This window comes from Streptomyces sp. NPDC015125, assembly GCF_043080045.1.
Lineage (GTDB): Bacteria > Actinomycetota > Actinomycetes > Streptomycetales > Streptomycetaceae > Streptomyces.
This window is the reverse complement of record NZ_JBIBVF010000005.1, coordinates 141604-165699: the sequence shown is the minus strand read 5'-3', so window position 1 is coordinate 165699 and position 24096 is coordinate 141604. Positions and strand designations below refer to the sequence as shown.

The following is a 24096-nucleotide window of genomic DNA, read 5'->3' as shown; positions in this document are numbered from 1 at the left end:
CCGTCAGTGATGTCCCGCGGGCAGGCTGGTGTCCTCGACGGCCGGTGGGGCGTCGGGCGTCAGGAACTCCGGGTCGGGTTCGAGGAACCGGATGGCGACGGCGGTGGCGAGGTGCAGGGCGGCGAAGATCCAGACGATGCCCTCCACCCCGACCGGGCCCAGGGCGAGGGCGACGATGGCGGGGCCGGCGAAGGTGCTCGCTCCGGCGCCCAGGTTGAGCGCGGACATGGCCTGTCCCTTGTGGCGTGGCGCCAGTGCGGGAACCAGGGCCGAGATCGGTACGTAGCCGGCCAGGGCGATGCCGTAGAGGGCGGCGGCCACCGCGGCGGCGGCGAAGTGCGGGCCGGCCACGACCGGTACGTAATACAGCGCCAGGCAGGTGATCGCGCAGGCCACGGCGCCGAACCAGGTCATGGTGCGCTGCCAGCCGAGGCGGTCGCCGACGGCCCCGAAGAACAGGTTGGCGAAGATGTTCGCGGCGAACATCACGCTGAGCAGGCGCAGCCAGGCCGAGGTGCTGAAGCCGACCGTCTCGGTGAAGAAGAACGGCAGGCAGACCAGGAAACCGAATTGGGAACCGGTGCTGAAGACGCGGACCGCGGCGCCGATGGCCACCCGGGGACGGCGCCGCATGATCGAGACGCTGCCCGCCAGGGTCGCGAGCGGATGCCCGCGGCCGGGAGCGAGTCCGCTGCGGCCGGTGGGCTCGCGCACCAGCAGCAGGGCGAGCAGGCCGCCGAGCAGCACCAGGCCGAGCGCGAACCACAGGGTGTGGTACGAGCCGACGATCGGGATCGTGGCGCTGGCGACGAGTGAGCCGAGGGTCGGCAGGCCGCCGGTGAAGGCGAACCAGTACCAGCCGACCGCCGTTCCCAGCCGCTGCGGCGGGGTCGCCGCGGTGACCCACACCAGGAATCCGTAGGCGAACAACGGATATCCGAACCCGCGCAGCCCGTAGACGAGCAGCAGCAGCGGATAGTTCATGGACGGCAGCGCCACCGTCAGCATGAGCAGTTGGAAGACGAGCCAGATGACGAAGCCGGCGGCCATCACCCGCCGCGGCCCCCACAGGTCCGAGAGGGCTCCCGAGAGCCAGGCGCCGAGGGCGACGGTGATGCCGTAGACGGCGATGACCGCCGCCGCATCGGCCTTGGCCAGGCCCTGATCGGCCAGGTACTTCGAGAAGAAGCCGGTCTCCACGCCGTCGCCGGTCATGAACAGCAGCACTCCCAGGAATCCCCAGGCCAGAGCCGGGGGTATGCCCAGGCGGGCACATCGGGAGTGGCTGCGAACGGCCGACGGGGGGCCGGCGGCCGGTGTCCGCGCCGTCCGGGGGCGAGCGGGGCTGCTCATGGGCTCTCCAGGGGCTGGGCGTGATCGGGTGAGCAAGGGGGAGGGCACACCGCCGGCTGCGTCGGCAGACGGTGAGCCGGGGCAAGTCTTCTCGCATTTTGTGCGAAGTCAAGACTCCTCTGATAAAAGAAGAAGCGGTACCGTGCTGACATCCAGGGGCGCGCCGGTCCGGAGCCGGATTGTGCACGGCCCCGCCCCACCCCCGCACCCCCGAGGGAGCCGTGACCCCGCCATGACCACCACATCCGGGATTCCCGCCACCATGCGTGCCGCCGTACTGCACGGACCCGGGCAGCTGAGCATCGAGAAACGTCCCGTTCCCGCCCCCGGCCCGGGAGAGATCCTGGTCCGCATCGAGGCGGTCGGGACCTGCGGCTCGGACGTGCACTACTACCGGCACGGGCGGATCGGCGACTTCGTCGTACGCGAACCACTCGTGCTCGGGCACGAGGCGGCCGGCACGGTGGTCGCCTGCGGTCCGGGCACCGACGAACGCCGGGTGGGGCGGCGGGTGTCCATCGAGCCCGGCACGCCCTGCGGCAGCTGCGGTGAATGCCGTCCGGGCCGTTACAACCTGTGCCCGGACATGCGCTTCCTCGCCACGCCGCCCGTGGACGGCGCCTTCTGCGAATACCTCGCCGTACGCGAGGACTTCGCCCACGAGGTCCCCGATGCCCTCACCATCGAGGAGGCCGCCCTGCTGGAACCGCTGTCCGTGGCGGTCTGGGCCTGCCGGAAGGCCCGCGTCGCCCCCGGCGACCGGGTGCTGATCACCGGCGCCGGGCCCATCGGCCTGGTCGCCGCCCAGACGGCACGGGCCTTCGGCGCACGGGAGGTACTGGTCACCGATGTCCTCCCGCACCGCCTCGAACTCGCCCGGGCCACCGGCGCCACGGCCCTCGATGTCTCCCGCACACCGCTGCCCGAGGCGGAGTACACCCCCACCGTCCTCCTGGAGTGCTCCGGCGTGCCCGCCGTGAGCGGCGAGGCGATCCGTACCGTGGGCCGGGCCGGACGGGTGGTGCTCATCGGGATGGGCGGTTCCGAGGCACCGCTGCCCGTGAGCCGGGTGCAGAACTACGAACTGGAACTGACCGGTACCTTCCGCTACGCCCACACCTGGCCCACCGCGATGTCCCTGGTGGAGTCGGGAAGGGTCCGGCTCGACTCCCTGGTCTCGCACGGTTACGGTCTTGCCGAGGCCGAGAGCGCACTGACCGTCGCCACCCACGACGCGACTGCCGTCAAAGCCGTCATCTACCCGCAGCGGTAGCCGCGCTGTCGCTGTCCGACCGGAAAGGGGCGGCCCCGATGGCTTCCACACGGTCGTCGCTGGCCGAGGTCGACCGGCGACGGCAGGACGTACTGGCCCATGTCGTCGAGCACGGAGACGTGCGCATCGACGAACTGGCCAGACACTTCGGGGTCAGCCTCGCGACCATGCACCGCGATCTGGACCAGCTCGCCGAACGCCGGCTGCTGCGCAAGGAACGCGGCCGGGCCGCGCCCTTCCCGACCCTCACCATGGAGACCGCCACCCGCTTCCGCATCGGCGTGAACCGCCCGGTGAAGGAGGCGCTGTGTGCCGCAGTCGCCGACGAGATCCGGCCCGGCAGCACCCTCGTGCTGGACGACTCGACCACGGTCTTCCCGCTCGCGGCCCGGATCGCGCGGACCGAAGGGGTCACCGTGGTCACCAACTCCCTCGGTGTGGCCCGGCTGTTCGACGAGACCCCGGGCGCCGATGTGACCCTCCTCGGCGGCCGCTACCGCGGCGAGTTCGGCTCCTGCGTCGGCCCCGAGGTACTCCGCGCCCTCGGCCGTCTCCACGCCGACCTCGCGGTGATGTCCGCGGTGTCCGTGCTCGGCGGCCGGCTCTTCCACCCGATCCGCGACTACGCCGAGATCAAGGAAGCCATGCTGGACTGCGCACAGCGGTCGCTGCTGCTGGTGGACCACACCAAGTTCGGCAAGACCGCCACGCATGCCTACAGCGACATCGCCCGCTACGACCGGATCGTCACCGACCCCGGCGCGCCCGCCGGGGAACTCGCCGAACTGCGCCGCAGGGGAGTGACCGTCGACGTGGTCGACGCCTGACGGTACGCCGCAGCGCGGTACCGGCCCCGGCAAAGGAACCGGGGGCGGCGGCGCCCGGGCCGGAAGGCCCGGCTGATCAACCACCCCGATTTTGCGACAGCGTGGCCCTTTCGTCGGCCACATGCCGGCCGGCGGACAACTCCCCCGCACCCCCGCCCGTCCTACCGCACGCATCTGTATGCACTCTTCTTCGGAGGTCAATTATGCGACGGTTGGGGACAGCGGCCGCGGCGCTCGTGCTGGCGGGCGCAGGGGTGGCGGGCACGGCCACAGTGGCCAGTGCTGCGACCGGCCCGGCGGGCAAGGCTCCGGTGGCCTGCTCGACCACCTGGGGCAGCGGCGACAAGTCGGCGACGACCGCGAATACCAAGCCCTTGACGGACATCAAGACCAGCCACACCGCGTGCTACGACCGGATGGTCTTCGATATCAGCGGCGCAAACGGCAAGCTCGGCTACCACGTCGGTTACGTCGATGCGTTCCATCAGGACGGTTCGGGCGAGCGGATACCCGTCAAGGGCGGAGCCATCCTGCAGATTTTCGTGTCCGCGTCCAGCTACGACCCGGTGACCGGTAAGCAGACCTATGCGGGGACGGCCGGCAAGTCGCTCCCGGGGGTGAACATCACCGGATACAAAACGTTCACGGACACCAAGTTCGGGGCGAGCTTCGAAGGCCAGACCCAGGTCGGCCTGGGGCTGCGTGCCAAGCTGCCGTTCCGGGTGGTCCAGTCCGGTCACCAGCTGATCGTGGACGTCGCCCACAAGCGGTGAACGGCCTCGCCGCGCGCGCCCGGCCCCGCTCCGCCGGAAGGGGTGCGGCGGCCCGCCTGACGCCCGGGTAAAAGCTCCGGCGGCACACAGAGAAATACCCCGGTCCGAATTGACGGCCGGGGTATTTCTCTGTGTATATTGAGGGCTTCTGTGTCTTCCTCAAGCTAATGAAGTAAGCCCAACTTCATTAACGAACTTTACCCGAGCGGAGTTGAATTGTCAAACGAGGAATTGCGGCAGGAGCAGGAATTCATTGATCTGCTCTATGAACGCCTCGCCGAACTGCGGGCCGGAGCCGAGACGGCGGTGAACGCAGCCCTGCCGCTGGACGGGAACCATGCCCAGGCACGGCTGGAGCGCGATGTGCTGGTGGCCGAGCACTCGGGCCTGCTGGCCGCCTTCGATGCCGGCGAGAACGGCCTGTGCTTCGGCCGGTTGGTATTCCGGAACGGCCGCGATCACCACATCGGCCGTATCGGCATCCGGCGCGACGACGCGGACCGGACCCCGCTGGTCCTCGACTGGCGGGCCGAGGCCGCCCGCCCGTTCTACCTCGCCACCGGGCACACCCCGATGGGGCTGCGCCGCAGGCGGCACCTTACGACCGAGAGGATCGGGGTGTCCCCTGCTCTAGCGGAGCCGAGAGTCTGGGGAAGGGTCATCGCCCTCCATGACGAGATCCTCGACCTGGACGACACCGAACGCACCGGGTACGAGAGCGCCGACGCGGACGCCGTCCTGCTGTCCGCGCTGGACGCGGCGCGCACCGGACGGATGCACGACATCGTGCAGACCATCCAGGCGGAGCAGGACGCGATCATCCGGGCCCCGCACCGCGGCGTCCTCGTCGTGGAGGGCGGGCCCGGCACCGGCAAGACCGTCGTCGCGCTGCACCGCGCCGCGTACCTGCTCTATGCGCACCGGGAGCTGCTGGCCCGCCGCGCCGTGCTGATCGTCGGGCCCAACCCCGCATTCCTCGGCTATATCGAGGAGGTGCTGCCCTCGCTCGGCGAGACGGGTGTGCTGCTCGCCACGCCCGGTGAGCTCTTCCCCGGCGTGACCGCGACCGGCACCGACACCGCCGAGGCCGCCGGGATCAAGGGCCGTGCGGAGATGGCGGACGCCCTGGCGGAGTGCGTACGGGACCGGCAGGCCCTGCCCGACCCCGAGATCGTGATCGACCACGAGGACGGCGAACTGCGGCTGGACACGGACATGGCGCATGAGGCACGTCGCCTCGCACGGGAGACCAAGCTGCCGCACAACCTCGCCCGTCCCCACTTCGCCTTCCGCATCATCGATGCGCTCACCGCACAACTGGCCGACCGGCTGGGCGCCGACCCCTTCGGTGGGCCGAACTTCCTCGGCCCCGACGACCTCGCCCAGCTCGGCAAGGCGATCGCCACCAGCCCCGAAGTGCACCGCGCCATCGAGGAGTTGTGGCCCGCCCTCACGCCGCAGGGGCTGGTGGGCGACTTCCTCGCCGACCCCGCCCATCTACCGGATGCCGACGCGGACCTGATCCGCCGCGCGGACGGCGACTGGACTCCCGCGGACATCCCCCTGCTGGACGAGGCGGCCGAACTCCTCGGCGAGGACGACTCGGCGGCCCGCGCCGCGGCCGAGGCGGAACGCCAGGAGCAGATCGAGTACGCCCAGGGTGTGCTCGCACTCTCCTACGGCTCCCGTACCCAGGAGTTCGAGGACCGCGAGGACGAGGATTCCGAGGTACTGGCCGCGCACGACCTGCTGGACGCGGAACGGCTCGCCGACCGGCACGAGGAGGCCGACCACCGCACCGCCGCCGAACGCGCGGCGGCCGACCGGACCTGGGCGTTCGGCCACATCATCGTGGACGAGGCACAAGAGCTGTCCGCGATGATGTGGCGGTTGCTGATGCGCCGCTGCCCCACCCGCTCGATGACCCTGGTCGGCGACCCGGCACAGACCGCCGAGCCGGGCGGCCTGGGCTCGTGGGAGAGCATCCTCGCGCCGTACACCGGCGGACGCTGGCACCATGTCAGACTCGGGGTCAACTACCGCACGCCGACCGAGATCATGGACATCGCGGCGCAGGTACCCCGGTCCACGGACCCCGCGTTCGAACCGCCGCGCTCGATCCGCTCCACCGGCGTTCCCCCATGGGCGCAGCGTACCGACGACTGTGCGCGCACCGTCGCCGAGGCCGTCGCCCGGGATGCCCATGAGGAAGGCCGCCTCGCCGTGATCGCCCCGCGATCCCGCCACGAGGCCCTGTCCGCCGCCCTCCCGGCCGCCTCCGCCGGTTCCTCCCCGGATCTGACCAGCCCGGTGGTCCTCATCGACCCACGGCAGGCCAAGGGCCTGGAATTCGACACGGTGATCGTGGTGGAACCGGCCGAACTCGGGGCCAGCGACCTCTATGTCGCTCTCACCCGGGCGACGCAACGGCTCGGCGTCGTGCACACGGAGCCCTTGCCCGCGGGACTGGAGACGCTGTCGCCGCCGGGAGGGAAGACGCTGTCGCCCCAGGCCGCCGCACCCTCCGGCCGGTGACGCAGGTCGCCGGGGCGCCGTACGGCCGCATCGCGGCGCCCCGGGCGGCACTACGTCCGCTGCTTCTTCGCCCGCTGCGCTTCACCGGAGATCCGGTACACCATGCACCGGCGCAGCGGCCCGTCCGGTACGCCGGGATCGTCGAAGTCGTCCGCGGGGTCGCGGGCCATACCGAGACGGCGCATCACGGCCTGGGACCGGAGGTTGGTGGCGGTCGTCACCGCAAGGATCTCCGGCAGGCCGAGGGTGGTGAAGCCGAAGGCCAGAGCGGCCTCGGCGGCCTCGGTGGCGTAACCGTGCCCCCAGGCCGCCCGGGTCAGCCGCCAGCCGGCCTCCACTCCGGTGAAGGGCATGTCCTCCTCCACCGGATCCAGTCCGGTGAGTCCGATGAACTCGCCGGTGGCGCGCACCTCGACCGCCCACCACCCCCAGCCGCGCTCATCGAGACCGGTCTGGAAACGAGCGACGGCCGCCTCGCTCTGCTCGCGTGTCAGTACCTCGGGGAAGTGCCGGCGGACCTCGGGATCGGCATTCATCGCCGCCCAGGGGGCAAGGTCAAAAGGCCGCCACGCACGCAGCAGCAGGCGCTCGGTTTGCAGTGCAGACATCGAGCCAACCTAACCTCGGCAGGCGGCGGAGACGAGCGATTAATGCAGCGCGGACGGGCCCCGACCGCCCGCGCTGCAACAGCCCCTCCGGCCGGCCGGCCCCGCCCGTGCTGCACGACCCCCTCCGGACGGCCCGGTCACCGCACCGCCAGTGGAGGGGCTACTTGACCGAACCCGCCATGATCCCCTGCACGAAGTGCCGTTGGAAGGCGAAGAACACGATCAGCGGCACGATCAGCGACAGGAAGGCGCCGGGTGCCAGTACCCCGATGTTGCTGCCGAACTGCCGCATCTGCGACTGGAGGGCCACCGTCAGCGGCTGTGACGCGTTGTCGGCGAAGAGCAGCGCGACCAGCATGTCGTTCCAGACCCACAGGAACTGGAAGATGGCCAGGCTGGCGATGGCCGGGCGGCCCAGCGGCAGGATCAGTTGGGAGAAGATGCGCCACTCCCCGCCGCCGTCCATGCGGGCGGCCTCCAGCATCTCCTTGGGGATCTCCGCGAAGTAGTTCCGCAGCAGGAAGATGGCGAACGGCAGGCCGTAGGCGGTGTGGAAGAGGACCACACCCGGGATGGAGCCGAACAGACCGAGCGCGCCGAACAGTTTGGCCACCGGCAGCAGTCCGATCTGGACCGGCACCACCAGCATGGCGACCACCACCAGGAAGATCCAGTCCCGGCCCGGGAACTCCAGCCAGGCGAAGGCGTAGCCGGCCAGCGCGGCGATCACGACCACGGCGAGGGTGGTGGGCACCGAGATCAGCACGGTGTTCCAGAACGCCTGGACGATGCCCGAGTCCTTCAGCAGCGCCGTGTAGTTGTCCAGCGACAGCTGACCGGGCGCGGTGAGCGCCGTCCACCAGCCGCTGCTCGCGTTCTTCTCCTCCGTACGCAGGGAGGAGAGGAAGAGTCCCGCGGCAGGGGTGAGCCAGACCAGGCCGATGAGGAGCAGGAACAGCTGGATCGCGCCGCGGCTGAGACGCTTCACCGGCCGTGCCGTCGCCCGCCTGCGGGACGCTGCGGTTCCGGGGACGGTGGTCATGACTGGCTCCTGCGGAAACGTCGGATGTTGAGGAACATGGCCGGGACCACCAGGAGCAGCAACAGGACACCGAGGGCGCTGCCGAGGCCCTGGTTGTTGCCGCCGCCGAAGGAGACCAGCCACATCTGCAGGGCCAGGACATTGGCGTCCTGCTGTACGGGACCGGGAGCGATGATGTAGACGAGGTCGAAGACCTTCATCACATTGATCACCATCGTCACGAACACCACGCCCAGGACGGGGCCGAGCAGCGGCACGGTGATCCTGCGGAAGACCTGCCACTCGTTCGCGCCGTCCATCCGGGCCGCCTCCAGGACGTCACGCGGCATCGAGGAGAGTCCGGCGCCGATGAGGACGAGCGCGAAGCCGGTCCAGATCCACATATAGGCGCCGATGATGGCGGGGGTGATGAGGGCCGGGCCGAGCCAGGAGATGCCCTCGTAGGGGGCGGCGAAGTCCCGGGCGGGGAGCTGGACGGCGTACGACCCCGGAGCCAGACGGGGCAGGCGGTAGGAGCCGTCCGCCGCGGTGGTGGTCGTCGCCACGACCTTGCCGTGGGAGTCGACGGCCTCGACGGCGAGCTTCGGCAGACCGCGTTCGCGGGGGTCCACCGTGCCGGGTGTGCCGCCACCGCCGGAGGTGAAGTCGAGGTAGACCACGCCCCGCAGTTCACCGTGGCCGGCCGGGGACTTGGCGGCCCCGGCGGCCGGCCGTGCCTGCGCGGGCATGTCCTTGGGCGCGACGCCGACCAGACCGAGGTCGACGGTGTTCCCCGGGCCGGTGCGGTGCGCCGTGCGGTAGGAACCGTCGTGGCCCTTGGTCAGGCGCTTGTCGCCGAGGCGCGCCTTGGCGGTGGGGAACGAGACGGACTCCCCCTGGACCTTGTCGTGGATGCCGACCGTGATCGCGTTGAGCACACCGCGCTGCGGATCCTGCTCGTAGGCGAGGCGGAAGATGATGCCCGCGGCGAGGAAGGAGATCGCCATGGGCATGAACATCAGCAGTTTGAACGCCGTCTTCCACCGGATCTTCTCGGTCAGCACGGCGAGGACCAGACCGAGCCCGGTCAGCAGCGCGGGGGCGAAGACGACCCAGATCGCACTGTTGCGGATGGCTCGGAGCGTGGCGGGGTCCTGGAACATCGCGGTGTAGTTGCCGGCGCCGACGAAGGTGTTGCCGGAGGCGTCGTACAGGCTGCGGATGACCGAGAACACGATGGGGTACGCGACCAGTGCACCCAGCAGCAACAGCGCGGGAAGCAGGAACACGGCGGCGATCCGGCGGCGGCGCCGGACGGCGCGCCGCACGGGGTCGGTGGTGCCGCCGGTGGTGCCGCCCGGAGGGAGGGGCGCGGCGGCGCGCGAGGTGGCGGGCGCCGCCGCGGGAGTGGTGACAGGCATGGATCGGGCCCCGGTCCTTACTTTCCGTACGCCTTGGCCGCTGCGGCCTCGAGCTTGTGGGCCGTGCCTTCGGGGTCCGAGGGGTCGCGCAGGAAGTCCTGGAGCAGCTTCCATTCGCCGGCGCCCTGGGTGCCGCCGAACGCCGCGGGGGCCTGGTCGGACATGTCGAAGCGCACGGAGTTCCCGGCGTCGGTGAGCGAGGTGGCGGCCTTGCGGGCGACCTCGTCGTGGTAAGCGTCCGCGGGCACCTTCTTGTTGGGCGAAATGTAGCCGCCCGCCTTGGCCCAGACGCCGGACGCCTCGGGAGTGGCCAGGTACTTCACCAGCTCCATCGCGGCCTTCTTGTTCTTCCCTGCCTTGAGCACCACCGCGGCGTCGCCGCCACTGACCACCGGCGCCTTGCCGCCGTCGACCGCGGGGAAGGGGAAGAACTTGGCGTCCTTGCCGACCTCCTTGTGGAGCTCATCGGTGACCAGCGCGCTGACGAAGTCACCCTCGTAGACCATGGCCGCCTTCGGTTCCGGACCGAAGACCTGCTGGACGGACTCGGGGAAGTCGGTGCGCAGTGCGCCCGAACCGCCGCCCGCCACCAGGTTCTTGTCGCTGAACAGCTTGCCGAGCGCGGTGAGCGCCTTGACCACGCTGGGGTCCGTCCACGGGATCTGGTGGGCGGCGAGCTTGTCGTACTTCTCCTGGCCGGCCTGGGAGAGGTAGATGTTCTCGAACCAGTCGGTCAGCGGCCAGCCCGCCTCGCCCGCGACGGAGAAGGCCGGCACGCCCGAGTCGGAGAGCGTACGGCCCGACTTCAGCAGCTCCTGGTACGTCTTCGCGGGGGTGACCCCGGCCTGGTCGAACGCCTCCGGGCTGTACCAGACCGTCGACTTGTGCGAGGCCTTGAAGTACAGGCCGTAGTACTTCTTGTCGACCGTGCCGTAGTCCTTCCAGACCTTCGCGAAGTTCTTGTCGGCCTCCGCGCCGACCTCCGCCGACAGGGGAGCCAGCCAGCCCTTCTTGGCGAACTGCCGGAGCACGCCGACCTGGGGGACCATCACCACATCGGGGGCGTTGCCGCCTTCGACCTGGCTGCCGATGACCGTCGAGACGTTGTCGCCGGTGGACGCGAAGGTGACCTTTGCACCGGTCTTCTCGGAGAAGGCGTCCAGGACCTTCTTGAAGTTCTGCTGTTCCACGCCGGTCCAGACGCCTGCCACGGTCACGGTCTGGCCGGTGAGTTCCTGCTTCTTGCCCCCGGCGGACACATTGCCGCCGCATGCGGTGGCACCGAGCGCCAGACCGAGCACAGCGGCGCCGGACACGGCGGCTCGGGAGTGTCGTACTGCGGGTCGTCTCATTGTGGGTTCCCTTCGGAGGACTGACGGGGAGGGTGGGGGACTAGCGGGGAGGGGGCTGACGGGGAGCGGGCGCTAACGGTGAGCGGGCGCGTGCATCCACCAGGCGGCGGTGGAGCCCGGGAGCGTTCCCGCCGGGCAGTCACCGCTCGTCAGCAGCGGGACACCCGGTACGGGAGCCGGCACCGGCTCGGTGCCGAAGTTGACGGCGCAGACCAGACCGTCGCCACGGACGAACGCCAGCACCTGCGGCGGGGACTCCAGCCAGCGCAGGGTGCCTTCGCCGAGCTGCGGAAGACTGCGGCGCAGCTGCAGCCCCTCGCGGTACAGGTGCCAGAACGACCGGGTGTCGGCGAGCGCCCGGTCCGTGGCGTGGTCGGCGAACCACTCGGGCTGCGGCAGCCACGGCCGCGCCGCGTCGGTACCGGAGGTGAAGCCGAACGGGGAGGCGTGTCCGGACCAGGGCAGCGGCACCCGGCAGCCGTCGCGGATGTGCTCCCGGCTGCCCGTACGGTGGAAGATCGGGTCGGTGAGGACCTCGTCGGGCAGGTCGACGACCTCCGGCAGGCCCAGTTCCTCGCCCTGGTAGAGGTACGCGGCGCCGGGCAGGGCCAGCATCAGCAGGGCGCCGGCGCGGGCGCGCGCGGGGCCCAGCCCTTCCCCGGATTCTCCCCCGGCTGCCGCTGGGGACGCCGCCGCCACCTCGGGGCTTTCTCCGGAAGGTCCCCCCGGGGCGGCCTCCTCGGCCCGGCCGCCCGGTTCGGCCGCGTACCGGGTGACGGTCCGGACCTGGTCGTGGTTGTTGAGCACCCAGGTGACGGTGGATCCGGTGTCCGCGATATCGGTCAGCGCCTCGGAGATGACCCGGCGGAAGGTGTCGATGTCCCAGCGCGCGGTCAGCAGGTGGAAGAAGAACGCCTGGTGCAGCTCGTCGGGCCGGACGTACGCGGCCTGCTCGCTCGGTGTCCGTACGGAGACCTCGCCGACCAACAGCCGGTCATGGCCGTCGCGGGCCGTGTACTCCTCGCACACCGCGCGCCAGTCGCGCCACACCTGGTGCACCTCGGGCTGGTTCCAGGCCAGGGGGTTGACCGAGTCGCGGGTCCGCTCGTCGGCCGAGGGGTCGGGGGAGTCGGGGAGCTCGGGGTGCTTGAACAGCCCGGCGGCCACGTCGATGCGGAAGCCGTCGACACCGCGGTCCAGCCAGAAGCGCAGCACCTGGTCGAAGTCGGCGGCCACGGCGGGGTTGCGCCAGTTCAGGTCGGGCTGCTCGGGCGTGAACATGTGGAGGTACCACTGGCCCTCGCGCCCGTCTGCACCCTTGACCCGGGACCAGGCGGGACCGCCGAACATGGCCCGCCAGTTGTTGGGTGGCAGCTCGCCGCTTTCCCCGCGCCCGTCGGCGAAGTGGAACAGCGACCGTGCCGGGCTGCCGGGGCCGTCCGCGAGGGCGGCCCGGAACCACGGGTGCTCGCTGGAGCAGTGGTTGGGGACGATGTCCAGGAGCACCTTCAGGCCCAGCCGGTGGGCGTCGGCCACCAGGCGGTCGAATTCGGCAAGGTCGCCGTATACGGGGTCCACCTCGCGGTAGTCCGCGACGTCATAGCCGTGGTCGTGCTGCGGGGAGGGGTAGAAGGGGCTGAGCCAGATGCCGTCCACCCCGAGCTTCTTGAGGTACGCCAACCCCGTGCGGACGCCGGCCAGGTCACCGATGCCGTCGCCGGTGCTGTCGAGGAAGCTGCGGACGTAGACCTGGTAGATCACCGCATCGCGCCACCAGCGCTGTGCCGGGTCCTGGGACGGGGCTCCGGTGGCGGCCGCGGGGGAGGCCGGACCGGGGAGGGAGGGAGAGGGCGCGGAGTCGGCCGAGGAGCCGTTCCCTGCCGTGGCTATGAGCATCTGCCGTGATCCCGTTCTTGCATGGGCATGCCGTGCGGCTGCGTGCGGGCGCTCCGTGCGGCTGCGATCGCTGTTATGCATGCATGTTAAGTAGGGATGTCTTTTGAGTGTCAACGAAAAGGTCGAAACCCGCTGTGAGATGCCCGGATTTACGGGAGATTGCGTAGCTCTCCTGTACTTAACATGTAAGTAGAAGAGAGGGGTGGGCCCGCGAGGAGCCTCGAAGGGTCAGCCGCGGCCGACGATGGCCCGCAGCTCCCGCGTCAGCCGCGCGACGGTGGCGTCCGTGCTCCGGCGATGGAGCAGTGCATCGTGCATGACCGCCTGTACCGCCAGGCTCACCTGGTCGTAGTGCGGGCTCTTGAGACGGGGCTTGGCCGCCAGGATGCCCCGCTTGAGCGTCGGAAGGTACGGGAAGCGACGCACCAGCTCCGGATCCGCGTACAGATCGGCCCACACCGGTGGCAGCGCGCCCTCGGTGAGCACCCGGCGCTGGACCGACTCGGTCGTCAGATAGGAGATCAGCTCGGTGGCCGTCTTCTGATGCCGCGACTGCGCATTGACCGCAAGATTGGAACCGCCCAGCGCGCTGGAGCCCGGCCCGTCGGGACCCGGAAGCGGCATCGCCCCGAACTTCCCCGCCACCTTCGACGACCGGGCGTTGGCCAGCGCGTACGCATACGGCCAGTTCCGCAGGAACAGCAGGCGGCCGTCCTGGAACGCCTTGCGGGACTCCTCTTCCTTGTACGTCAGCGCCCGCTGCGGGATCCAGCCCTCGCGCACCCCGTCGAGAAGGAAGGACAGGCCCCGGCGAGCCGCGGGGGAGTCCACCGTCACCCGCGAGCCCTCGCCCGCGAGCACCGCGCCGCCCGCCGACTGGACGGCCTCGCCGACATTGGCGGTCAGCCCCTCGTACGGCAGGAACTGGCCTGCGTAACCGTCCATCCCGTACTTGGGCGCGACCGTCTTCGCCAGCTGCTCCAACTCGGCCCAGGTGCGCGGCGGCCGCGCACCCTCTCGGGCGAGCACGTCCTTGCGGTAGTAGAGCAGGCCCGCGTTCGTCACATACGGGACCGCATAGAGCCGCCCCCGGAAGGTGGCGGTGTCCACCACGGGCGGAAGAAAGTGCTTCAGCGGAAACTGCTCGGCGTTCACGGGCTTGATCCAGCCCGCGGCCGCGAACTCCGACGTCCATGCCACGTCGATGTTCAGCACGTCGAAGCGGTCACTGCGCGAGCGCAGTTCGGTGACCAGCTGCGCCCGCACCTCGTCGGCCGCGTCCGGCAGCTCGACCAGGGTCACCTTCTCGCGCGGGTGGTGGTCGTTCCAGCCGTCGAGGACACCCCGCAAATAGCCCGTGAGGTCGCCGCCCGTCACCAGGGTGATCGGGCCCCGCCCGTCCGAGCCGCCGGCCGGCTCCCCGGCCTGCGCACCGGTATGGCCCGCGAACAGCAGCGAGCAGACCAGCAGAGCCCTTCCCGCGGCACGCTTCCACCGCATGGGCTCCTCCTCGTACCAGGCGTCGACGGGACGCGGGACCGACAGCCCGCCCCATGTATACCTGTTAGCCATGCGGGATACTAGATGGTGCAGGAAGATACGACGGCGACCCGGCGCACAGCCGGATGAGTGCAGATGACCGTCAACTAGGGCGGAGAGGGAGAGCGAGAGCGTGCGGCTGCCACTCCTGGCGCTGTTGGTCAGCGGCCCCGCACACGGCTACGAACTCAAACAGGCCCTTGAGAACCTTCTGGGCGCGGCATACCCTCAGCCGAATGTCGGCCAGATCTACGTCACCCTGGGCAGGCTGGAGAAGGCGGGCCTGATCGAAGGGGAGGACGTCGAGCAGTCGGACCGCCCGAACAAGCGCATCTACCGGATCACCGAAGCGGGACGCGAATCGGTGGACGCGTGGTTCGAGGAATCCACCGCCGAACCACGGGTACGGGACGAATTCTTCATGAAGCTCGCCCTGGCCCCCCACACCGGGACCACAGACCAGATCGCCCTGATCAACAAGCAGCGCCGCCACTACCTCAACACCATGCGCGACCTGTCGAAACTCGCGGCGGCCGAGGACCGGGACAACCGGGTCGGGCAGCTGCTGATCGAGGGCGCGATGCTGCATCTGCAGGCGGATCTCGACTGGCTGGAGCGCTGTCAAGAGGAGTTGGAATGAACCGGGACGAGCCGTCCGGCCCGATAGTCCGGGCAGCCGGCCTGGTCAAGACCCACCGGCCGGAAGGGGCCGCGCCCGTGCATGCGGTGCGGGGCGTCGATCTGAGCATCGAGCGCGGCGAGTTCGTCGCCGTCACCGGCCCCTCGGGAGCCGGAAAGTCCACCCTTCTGCATCTCCTCGGCGGCCTCGACCGGCCCGACAGCGGTGCACTCTGGCTCGACGGCCGCCAGGTCGACGCCTGCAGCGAGGCACGCTGGGCGGAGCTGCGCCGCCACCACATCGGCATCGTCTTCCAGTTCTTCAACCTGGTCTCGAACCTCAGCGTCGCCGACAATGTCGAACTCCCCGCACTGCTGGCCGGCAGATCCCCTCGGCAGGCCCGCACCGACCGGTGTGAGCTGCTCGACGAACTGGGCCTGACCGGCAAGGAGAACTGCACCCCCGGCGAGCTGTCCGGCGGCGAACAACAGCGCGTCGCGCTGGCCCGCGCCCTGGTCAACACCCCCAGCCTGCTGCTCGCCGACGAACCGGCCGGCAGCCTGGACAGCAAGGGCACCAGGGAAGTGCTGCGGCTGCTCGCCCGCTTCCACCGGCGCGGGCAGACGATCCTGCTGGTCACCCATGACGCCAGGATGGCCAGCGCGGCGGACCGGGTGATCAGCTTCTACGACGGCCAGGTGGCCGACGACGCGCACCTCGGCGGCAGCCGGAACCGTCCCGCGGCCGGTGTGGCCGACGTACTCAAGCTCAAGGGCTGACCCGTGCGAGCGGCGGCACGCTGGACACGGGCGCATCTGAGAGCACACCGGCCGGCCGCGGTGCTCATCGTGCTGGCCACCGCCGGGATCACCATCTCGCTGCTGCTGGCCACCGCACTGTTCGCCTACGCCACCGACCCCTGGCAACGGGCTTTCACCCAGTCCTCCGGCGCCCACGTATGGATCCACACCCGAGCCGGTACCGCCGCCGGATCGCTCGCCGGACTGGACGAGGTACGCGCCACCTCCGGCCCCTTCCCCACGGTCCGCACCACCGCGAGCCTCCAGCCCGGCGGAGCCAGGGCCACCCTGGAGCTGCGCGGCGTGGCGAAGCGCCCCGCCACCGCCGCGCCCCAGATCGTTGCGGGCCGCTGGCTCGACGCCGGTACCGATGCGGGCGCCACCAAGGGCATCGTGCTGGACAGCTCGGTGGCCCGTGCGATGTGGGCCAAGCCGGGTGACGCGCTGGTGCTGAGTGGGATCGCGGCCCGGCTGCGCGTCGTGGGCGTCGCGGACACCGCCGAGGTCGCCTTCCGCGCGGGTGAATCCCCAGGTGTGGCATGGGTGCTCCCCGGCACCCTCACCGCCTCGGATACGGGCCGCGACCATCGTGGCCGCACCATAGGCCTCCAGCTCACCGACCCCGCGGACACCGACTATGTCGTCCAGCGCGCGGTCACCCGGCTCGGCGCCGACCAGATCACCGATGTCTCCACCTGGCGGCAGGCCAAGGCCGAAGCCGAGGGGGACAACCAGCTTCTCGGACGGCTGCTGGGTCTCTTCGGGCTCGGCGCGCTGCTCGCCGCCGCCCTGGCGGTGGGCGGCGCCATCAGCACCCGGATCCGCGGACACCTGCGGGACATCTCGATCCTCAAGGCCATCGGGTTCACACCCGGCCAGGTGGTCCGGATGTTCCTCGCCCTGCACCTCGGCTTCGCGCTGCTGGGTGTCGCCCTCGGGGCACTGCTCACCCAGGCGCTGGGCGCTCTGGTCCCCGGCCGGATCGGCGAAGCGACGGCCCTGTGGCGGCAGCTCCCCGGGCACGCCTGGCTGACCCTGGTGATCTCCGGCGGTGTGGTGGTCTTCATCGGCTCGGCGACCTGTCTGGCCGCGTGGCGCGCGGGGCGGGTACCGCCGGTGCCCGTCGCCCGTGCCGCCACGTCCGGCGGCGGCCGCACCTCCGGCATCACCCGGCGGGCGCTCGGCCTCAGGATCCCCCCGGCCCTGGTCCTCGGCTGGCGGGGCGCCTTCCACCGTCCGCTGCGCTCCTCGGCGGCCGTGGCACGCCTCGCGGTCCCGCTGCTGCTCATCACCATCGCGCTGGGCGCCTGGACCACCCTGGACCGCTTCACCTCACACCCCGAGAACGTCGGCCTGCCCGCGGCGCTCACCGCGCGCTCCGACACCCTCGGCGCACGCGAACTGGGCCGACTCCTCACCTCCCAGCCCCGGATGACCGCCTACCCCGGAGCCGAGGTTCAGGCCCTCGTACCAGGACAAACCGGGACCATCACCCTGCGTGGGCTCGGCACGGACGCAAAGCCCTACCCCTTCGCCGTCGTGGAAGGCCGCGCCGCCCACGGCCCCGACGAAGCGATCGCCGGACAGGGCCTGCTGGACCTCCTGGACGCACACGTCGGCGACTGGGTCCGGATGACCGTCGCCGGCCGCCCGCACGTCCTCCACCTCGTCGGCCGCAACATCGAAACCGCCGACGGCGGCCGGGTCGTCTCCACCACCCTGGACACCCTGCGCGACGACGACACCGCAGGCGCAGCGCCCCCGGCAGCTCAGCCGCCCCACCCGGACTTCTACAACCTGGTCCTGCACCAGGGAGCCGACCCCGGCGTGGTGCGCGACGCCCTGACCAAGGCGTCGGCCGGCCGTCTCGAAGTGCGGGAAGTCCCCAACCCCGCCGACCAGCTGTCGGCGGTCCGTGCCGTCACCATCGGTCTGATCGCGGTGCTGATCCTGATCGGGCTGGCGGAGCTCGCGACCACGGTCGGGGCCGGCGTACGCGACCGCAGCCGCGATCTGCTCGCCCTCAAGGCCGTCGGCCTCACTCCCCGCCAGATCACCGCTGTCATCGTCTCGGGCACCGTCTTCGTCACGCTGGCCGCCGCGCTGGCCGGCACGGCAGCGGGCCTCCTCGCCGCCGAGTGGTTCATCGACCTCCAGGGCCGCACCAGCGGCTGGGGGGCCGGTATCGCCCGGCAACCCGGCCCGGTGACCCTGCTGCTGGTCATTGCCGTCGCGGTAACGATCGCCGCAACCGCCTCGGCCCTGCCTGCCGCGCGCGCGGCACGACGCCGGCTCGCGGACTCGGCAAGCGATCCGCTCTAGCCAAGGGCTGTCCCCTGCCTGATCCCGATGCGTCGCGGCGCGCAGGCGTAAGCGGAGGGCGGCCCGGCGCCGGCTGGAAGATCCTGCGTGACGGTCGCCTCAAGGCCGCGACGGCGTCCACCACCGTCCGTCAGGGCAACTGGTCGTCCGAGTCGCTCTCCGTCGCATAATCGACGCCATGCGAGACACCAGGCTGCCGGAGGCGCCGGAACCGCCGGAGCCGACCGAGCACTACATCTTCAACGACAGTCAGACGACTGTGTTGGAGCGCGGAGTCCAGGGGGATACCGCGCCCGACCGGAATCCGGTCGAGTGGGAGCGAATCACCGCCCATTGTGCTGTGCGAGCGTTGGCCGAGTTGTGCGAGGGACTCGTCAGGCCCATGACGTTCGGTATGACCAGAAACCGGGTGGACGAGTGCGGCTTGCCCGCCGAAGGCAATCCGCCACGGGGGAACTGGTTTCTGACGACCCCGCAGTCGCCGCCTGACGCCCGCTCAACTTATGCGGACCCCCAGGTCGTGGAGACAGCAACACTCGACGAGCAGTCGATGCTCACCATGGTCGACCGGGTACTTGACGACCCGGGTGAGGCCCCCGAAGGCAAGCGCCTGGCCTGGGAGGAAATGCGTGTGGACCACACCTGGGCCCGGCTGCCCGAACCCGGCCGGCACATCGTGAACAATGAACTGCGCATCGATGACCACGACAACAAGCTGCGTCGCGTTCTGGTCCCCCGGGCACATGCGCACGGCCGCACCTGGGTGACCGTGCCCCGACCCAGCGTGTGGTACCCGTTCCTGCTGAGGGTGAACAAGTCCTGCGGCACGGTCTACCCCGACGGGTTCGAGTACGACGAGTTCATCGAGATGACGATTGACGTCAACTGGTCATTTTGGTGGCATCCCGGGGAGGGCCGAGCCATGCTCGATCAAGCAGTGGACCGCCTTCTTCGGCAAGGGTGGCGCCACGCACACCCGCAATCCGCACTTACCTGGGACCACACCGCATCGAGGATCAGCCTTTGACTCCGTACTCCCTGGCGTTCTACCTGGACGTGGTCACCACCGGCACCGTGCTCGGGGTGGGCCCCGCGGACCCTCCCGACCGCGTCACCAAGGCCCTTGGGCCGGGCTTCGCCGAGAATGGCTTCGGCGACCACAGCATGTTCCGTGACTACGGCCTCGCCGAGTTCTTCTGGGACCGCGTATCCGCCGGCCACCCGTGGTCGGGTCACCACTTCACCCTGCAGGTGCACCGGCTGGCGTGCCGGGACCGCGCCCTCGTCAACGACGCGCTTCGTGCCCGGTACGGGCGGTTCACTCCCAGGCTTCGCTTCGAAAAGCTGCGACGCCTGCTGGAGCGGCGCGGTGTCTCCCTGGTGGAGATCCCGGAGATCCCGGTGAACGCCCCGTATTTCCGTACGTTCTGGCAGCCCGATTCCCATGTGGCCGTCTCCGTCATGGCCACCTATGGCGAGTACAGCACGCCGGACCACATGCGGGTGGGCGACGTATACAGCATCCACGCCCCGATGACTGCCGAGGAAGTGGAGCGGCGGAGGGAGCGAGTCGGGGAGCGACCCACACCACCTCCGTCCCCCACAGCGGGACCGGCGAGCGATGCTCAGCCGGTTCGCTGATGGCTGGGGTTTTCCGGTGGCGGTCAGCCGGCTGTGCCGAAGTCCTGCGTCCAGTAATCGCCGGGCTGAGCGAGGCCGACGCCGATCTCCTTGAAGGAGCAGTCGAGGATGTTCCGCTTGTGGCCGGGGCTGGACATCCAGCCCGCCATGACCTTCTCGGGCGTGGAGTACCCGTAGGCCACGTTCTCGCCGTAGGAGTTCCAGTGGTAACCGGCATGTGTGATCCGGTCATCCGGGGAAGAGCCATCGGAGCCGGTGTGCGACATATTCCGATGGTCCGCCATGTCCTTGCTGTGGCCTTGGGCGGCCTTTGTCAGTTTCGCATTCACGGTCAGCGGGGAGCACCCCGCCTTGCTGCGCTCCTTGTTGACGAGTTCCACCACGCGGGCCGAGTCGCCGGACGCCGGTGCGGCGGTTTTCGAAGCACTGGTGGTCTTCGACGCGCCGGTGGTTTGGGAAGCACCGGAAGGAGCGGCGGGCTTCTGCGATGCGCCAGCGGTCGGCTCGGAGTGCCATTTCGCTTTCGCCGGCCGATGATCGTAGGACGCATTCTGCCAATGGCTGTGGTGCCGGCCGGCCTCTTTCCCCTGCCCCAGGCAAGCCATTGCCGCGGAGGGCACGCCCACGGCGCCTATGGCCAAGGCGGCGACGGTTATCTGCCGGTAGCGCCGCGTCCTGCGATGTTTCGTCATGCGTGACCTCAATCGGTAATTGCGGAGCGTCCCTGGCGCGGCTGGCTCGATGCAATTCCCGCGCCTGAGCTGCGGAGACGCCTTGCGGCTCGTCATTCTTGGCGCCGCTGCGCAGGCAAGGCAACAAACGCCGAGTACTACTTCGCTTCGTAGTAATGCGTGGCTCTTGCCATGGGTGCGGGAGCATGCTGGTCCGGCTCCTGGATCTTCGGGAATTCCTGTCGACCCGTCAGAACCCCTTATGCACTCGCCGTGCGGGTAAAAGCACGGGGTGGACCGAATGTCACTTATCCCTGTGCGGGGCATTCATCGGCCAAGACGGACAAATCTCTTATGTCTCCGAGGTGTCGACTACTATCCAGCTTAGTTAGTGCCGGAAATCGGTATGACGCATGTCACGAGGCCGTGGAATCCGTGGTGGGAACCATGCCGGGCGCGTCCGCGTCCGCGTCCGCCTCCACGTCCGCCAGGGCAATCCGAAGATCGTGAATGTTGACGGGGGATCCGTGCATGTTCACGACGGGAACGGCTCCCCGCTTCCTCTGCCTCGCGCGGCTCGGCGAGAGGCGGTGAGGAGAGGAGGAGGCCCCGTCTTCCTTGGGGCGGCCAGGTGAGCCGCCCCGACCCGGCACGGTGCTTCCCGCGTCCGTCCTGCCTCGCGACGTACATTGCCGTTGGGTCTGCGTCGGCGTACCTCACGAGATCGGACATGTGCCATGAACTGCTATGACTGCGCGAGGGGCAACGGAAACGCCGCCGCGGTGGCGATCTGCCGGAACTGCGGCGCCGCGCTGTGCGACCAGCACGCCTGGTCCGCCCCACAGACCGTGGTCCGGGTGCAGGGCGTAGGCCAGAGCACCCTGCCGGAGCCGGCGCGCCGCATTGTGTGCACGGTCTGCCGAGGGGCGACCCAGCCGGCCTGAGCCCTGAGCCCTGAGCGCTGACTCCTGAGCGGCTGGCCGAGACCAGGGTGCCGGGACGGGCGACGGTGGCATGATGCGGTCGATGACGACCTTTGTGTTGATTCCCGGTGCGGCATGCGACGCGTGGCACTGGCATCTGCTGGAGGAGGAGCTGCGCGCCCGGGGCCGTGATGTGGTGAGCGTGGATCTGCCGTGCGAGGACGATGCGGCAGGCCTGGACGAGTATGCGGATGCTGTCGTCCACGCGGTTGCGGGCCGTGGGCGGCTCATGCTTGTGGCGCACTCGTTCGCCGGCTTCACCGCGCCCCTGGTCTGTGCGCGGGTGCCGGTGGATCTGCTGGTTTTGCTGGCCGCGATGGTGCCGTTGCCGGGCGAGGCGCCGGCGGAGTGGTGGAGGGCCACGCGTCACCCGGACTCTCGGGTCAGACGGGCCGGGCGGGCGGCGCAGAGGGCGGGCGCAGACCCGGCGGCGGAGGGCACACCGGAATCCGCCGTGCCGGGTTCTGCCGCGGATCCGTTCTTCCAGGATCTGCCGCCGCGGCTGGCGGCCGAGGCGGCGGTCCGCTGGCGGCGGCAGTCCGAGACCCCTGCCTCGCGGCCCTGGCCGATGGAAGCCTGGCCCGCCGTGGCGACCCGGTTCCTGCTGTGCCGTCAGGACCGCCTCTTCCCGGCACCGTTCCTCCGTGAAGTGGTGGCCGAGCGCTTGGGAGTGGCACCCGACGAAATGGCGGGCGGGCACTTCCCGATGCTGTCCCGTCCGGCCGAGCTGGCTGACCGACTGGAGTGCTACAGCCGGTCAGCAGCGAAGTGACGACCTCACGGACTTTCGACTGCGGCGTCCGTCAGGGAAGTTGCGCGAGCGCGGCGATCACCGGTACCGGCAGGTACGCGGGCCACTTGGGGCGGGTCGCCTGATAGGCGATGTACCCGAGAGAGCCGCTGACTCGTACCTCCTCCGCCGTCTCTGCCTGGTACACCACCCGGCAGTGGCCCGATGCGTTCTTGGCGCGCTTCCACAGCGCCGACGCGGGTTTTCTCTCCGCCTCGGTCCGTGGGGTGAAGATCCGGTCGCCGAAGTCCGACCAGGCGAACGGGCTGGTGCCCGCCCAGTCCTTGTCGATCACCTTCTTCAACTCCGCTGCCCGCTCCGCGTCGGTGGCGCCCCATGAGGACGGAACGTTGGTGATCAGCCCTACCGGAATATGGCGGGCGCGCAGCGCGCGCAGATACCGGGCGGCTCCCGGCATGTACCGCACGCTCTTGTCCTCGGCCGTGTGCACCAGCGTCTCACCGAGGTCGAAATACACCACGGCACAACCGCCGATCCGGCCTCCTTGCCCGGCGGTTCGCGGTACGCCCTCGGCGGCGCCCGCGGCCGGCACGCTTAACGCTGCCACGCCGCCCAGGGCGAGCAGCGCGCGCCAGGTGGCTCTACGAGCTGATGTCTTCTTCATGGGGATGCCTTCCCGTAGGGGGGATATCCGATCGTACGCGCCATGTGCACGTCAGCGAGGGGATCGGGCGCAGTCGGACCATGTGGATCCCGGCCTCGTGGAGTGGTGACGGCTTCGGTGTGCACCTGCGTCATGACGGTTTGGGTGCGCACCTGCGTCATGAAGGGTTCGGTGGGCACATGTGTGATGCGGCCGGGACCGCTCCCTCCGCCCCGCGGCGGCGGCGCCGCGCCGACCTGTACCCGATGTCTTCGAGGCTGATACATGAAGGCCACCCCGACCACTTCCCGCACGCTTCCCCCGGCGCTGGCCGTAGCGGTCCTTTTCGCTCTGGCCCTGTCGGGCCTGCAGCCGCACGACCGGATCACATGGGTCATGGAGACCTGCTGGGTGATGGCCGGTCTGCCGCTGCTGGTCGCGGTGTGGCGGCGCTTTCCGCTCAGCCCGCTCCTGTGCTGCCTGCTCGCCGCGCATGCACTGATCCTGATCGTCGGCGGTCACTACACCTACGCCGAGGTCCCCCTGGGCCACTGGCTCCAGGACGTGCTGGAGCTGTCCCGCAATCCTTACGACCGGATCGGACACCTGGTGCAGGGCTTTGTGCCCGCCATCCTGGTGCGCGAGCTTCTGGTCCGCACCTCTCCGCTGCGCGGGAGCGCCTGGCTGGCCCCACTGACGGTGTGCGCATGCCTGGCCTTCAGCGCGTTCTTCGAGCTGATCGAGTGGTGGAGCGCGCTGGTCGGTGGCGCCGGGGCCAATGCGTTCCTCGCCACCCAGGGGGACCAGTGGGACACCCAGTGGGACATGGCCTGCGCCCTCCTCGGGGCGATCGTCTCGCTGCTGCTCCTCAGCCGCGTCCACGACCGCCAGCTCGCCCGCTACGGCACCGAGGAGCAGGACCGGACCACGCGCCGGCAGGCCACCTGATCGCATTCCGGTCGTCCGCCGTCATACCGGGGGCGCGGATACGCCCCGCCCCCGCAATCGTGCCCCCGGATTCCGTGCCCCTGCATCCCGTGCCCCCGCGTTCCGTCGGGAGTTCTTGAT

General features: G+C 70.1%; 21 protein-coding genes. 12 read left to right on the top strand and 9 right to left on the bottom strand.

What is annotated here, in order from left to right:
* Window positions 1–3: 3 nt before the first annotated feature.
* Entirely contained in the window at window positions 4–1353 is a 1350-nt protein-coding gene (locus ACF088_RS14945; protein WP_392376187.1) for an MFS transporter, read from the bottom strand.
* A gap of 232 nt (window positions 1354–1585) precedes the next feature.
* Between ACF088_RS14945 and ACF088_RS14940 the strand changes: the two genes are divergently transcribed.
* The 4 genes from ACF088_RS14940 (at window position 1586) to ACF088_RS14925 (ending at window position 6761) form a co-directional block, all read left to right on the top strand.
* A complete protein-coding gene (locus ACF088_RS14940; RefSeq protein ID WP_392376186.1) occupies window positions 1586–2626 on the top strand; it encodes an NAD(P)-dependent alcohol dehydrogenase in 1041 nt (346 codons plus the stop codon).
* A gap of 38 nt (window positions 2627–2664) precedes the next feature.
* Window positions 2665–3453: a DeoR/GlpR family DNA-binding transcription regulator gene (locus ACF088_RS14935; protein ID WP_392376185.1), complete on the top strand. Its 789-nt coding sequence runs from the start codon at window positions 2665–2667 to the stop codon at window positions 3451–3453.
* 203 nt (window positions 3454–3656) lie between these two features.
* Window positions 3657–4226, top strand: a complete 570-nt coding sequence (locus ACF088_RS14930; RefSeq protein ID WP_392376184.1) for a hypothetical protein — start codon at window positions 3657–3659, stop codon at window positions 4224–4226.
* Between the two features lie 216 nt (window positions 4227–4442).
* Window positions 4443–6761 (top strand): HelD family protein, encoded by a 2319-nt coding sequence (locus ACF088_RS14925; RefSeq protein WP_392376183.1) that lies wholly within the window; start codon window positions 4443–4445, stop codon window positions 6759–6761.
* A gap of 50 nt (window positions 6762–6811) precedes the next feature.
* Here the strand turns inward: ACF088_RS14925 and ACF088_RS14920 are convergent, their stop codons facing one another.
* From ACF088_RS14920 to ACF088_RS14895, 6 genes are all read right to left on the bottom strand, one after another.
* Window positions 6812–7369: a GNAT family N-acetyltransferase gene (locus tag ACF088_RS14920; protein WP_392376182.1), complete on the bottom strand. Its 558-nt coding sequence runs from the start codon at window positions 7367–7369 to the stop codon at window positions 6812–6814.
* Between the two features lie 160 nt (window positions 7370–7529).
* Entirely contained in the window at window positions 7530–8411 is an 882-nt protein-coding gene (locus ACF088_RS14915) for a carbohydrate ABC transporter permease (RefSeq protein ID WP_350248898.1), read from the bottom strand.
* Window positions 8408–9811, bottom strand: a complete 1404-nt coding sequence (locus ACF088_RS14910; protein ID WP_392376181.1) for an ABC transporter permease subunit — start codon at window positions 9809–9811, stop codon at window positions 8408–8410. The genes ACF088_RS14915 and ACF088_RS14910 overlap by 4 nt, the downstream gene beginning before the upstream one ends.
* 17 nt (window positions 9812–9828) lie before the next feature.
* Window positions 9829–11163, bottom strand: coding sequence for an ABC transporter substrate-binding protein (locus tag ACF088_RS14905; RefSeq protein WP_392376180.1), 1335 nt, complete (start codon window positions 11161–11163; stop codon window positions 9829–9831).
* Window positions 11164–11235: 72 nt separating this feature from the next.
* A complete protein-coding gene (locus ACF088_RS14900; protein WP_392376179.1) occupies window positions 11236–13059 on the bottom strand; it encodes a glycoside hydrolase family 13 protein in 1824 nt (607 codons plus the stop codon).
* A gap of 228 nt (window positions 13060–13287) precedes the next feature.
* Window positions 13288–14559: an ABC transporter substrate-binding protein gene (locus tag ACF088_RS14895; RefSeq protein ID WP_392376351.1), complete on the bottom strand. Its 1272-nt coding sequence runs from the start codon at window positions 14557–14559 to the stop codon at window positions 13288–13290.
* A gap of 172 nt (window positions 14560–14731) precedes the next feature.
* Here ACF088_RS14895 and ACF088_RS14890 point away from each other — a divergent pair, with 172 nt between their 5' ends.
* The 5 genes from ACF088_RS14890 (at window position 14732) to ACF088_RS14870 (ending at window position 19980) form a co-directional block, all read left to right on the top strand.
* Window positions 14732–15238: a PadR family transcriptional regulator gene (locus ACF088_RS14890; RefSeq protein WP_392376178.1), complete on the top strand. Its 507-nt coding sequence runs from the start codon at window positions 14732–14734 to the stop codon at window positions 15236–15238.
* A complete protein-coding gene (locus ACF088_RS14885) occupies window positions 15235–15996 on the top strand; it encodes an ABC transporter ATP-binding protein (RefSeq protein ID WP_392376177.1) in 762 nt (253 codons plus the stop codon). The genes ACF088_RS14890 and ACF088_RS14885 overlap by 4 nt, the downstream gene beginning before the upstream one ends.
* A gap of 3 nt (window positions 15997–15999) precedes the next feature.
* Window positions 16000–18339: an FtsX-like permease family protein gene (locus ACF088_RS14880; RefSeq protein ID WP_392376176.1), complete on the top strand. Its 2340-nt coding sequence runs from the start codon at window positions 16000–16002 to the stop codon at window positions 18337–18339.
* Window positions 18340–18517: 178 nt separating this feature from the next.
* Entirely contained in the window at window positions 18518–19366 is an 849-nt protein-coding gene (locus ACF088_RS14875; RefSeq protein ID WP_392376175.1) for a hypothetical protein, read from the top strand.
* The gene (locus ACF088_RS14870; RefSeq protein ID WP_392376173.1) at window positions 19363–19980 is read left to right on the top strand and encodes a hypothetical protein; all 618 of its coding nucleotides are present in this window, start codon (window positions 19363–19365) and stop codon (window positions 19978–19980) included. Before ACF088_RS14875 ends, ACF088_RS14870 begins: the two co-directional genes overlap by 4 nt.
* A 23-nt stretch (window positions 19981–20003) precedes the next feature.
* On the opposite strand, the gene ACF088_RS14865 is transcribed toward ACF088_RS14870, so the two are convergent.
* Window positions 20004–20672 carry a CAP domain-containing protein gene (locus tag ACF088_RS14865; protein WP_392376172.1) on the bottom strand — a complete coding sequence of 223 codons (669 nt, stop codon included), beginning with the start codon at window positions 20670–20672 and terminating at the stop codon, window positions 20004–20006.
* Window positions 20673–21388: 716 nt separating this feature from the next.
* On the opposite strand from ACF088_RS14865, the gene ACF088_RS14860 reads away from it, so the two are divergent.
* Both ACF088_RS14860 and ACF088_RS14855 read left to right on the top strand, forming a co-directional pair.
* Window positions 21389–21595 carry a DUF2180 family protein gene (locus ACF088_RS14860; RefSeq protein WP_392376171.1) on the top strand — a complete coding sequence of 69 codons (207 nt, stop codon included), beginning with the start codon at window positions 21389–21391 and terminating at the stop codon, window positions 21593–21595.
* Window positions 21596–21677: 82 nt separating this feature from the next.
* Complete coding sequence (locus tag ACF088_RS14855) at window positions 21678–22406, top strand: alpha/beta fold hydrolase (protein WP_392376170.1); 729 nt, start codon at window positions 21678–21680, stop codon at window positions 22404–22406.
* A gap of 31 nt (window positions 22407–22437) precedes the next feature.
* On the opposite strand, the gene ACF088_RS14850 is transcribed toward ACF088_RS14855, so the two are convergent.
* Window positions 22438–23049, bottom strand: coding sequence for a hypothetical protein (locus tag ACF088_RS14850; RefSeq protein WP_392376168.1), 612 nt, complete (start codon window positions 23047–23049; stop codon window positions 22438–22440).
* A gap of 264 nt (window positions 23050–23313) precedes the next feature.
* Here ACF088_RS14850 and ACF088_RS14845 point away from each other — a divergent pair, with 264 nt between their 5' ends.
* Window positions 23314–23976, top strand: coding sequence for a DUF2238 domain-containing protein (locus ACF088_RS14845; protein WP_392376166.1), 663 nt, complete (start codon window positions 23314–23316; stop codon window positions 23974–23976).
* Window positions 23977–24096: the final 120 nt, after the last annotated feature.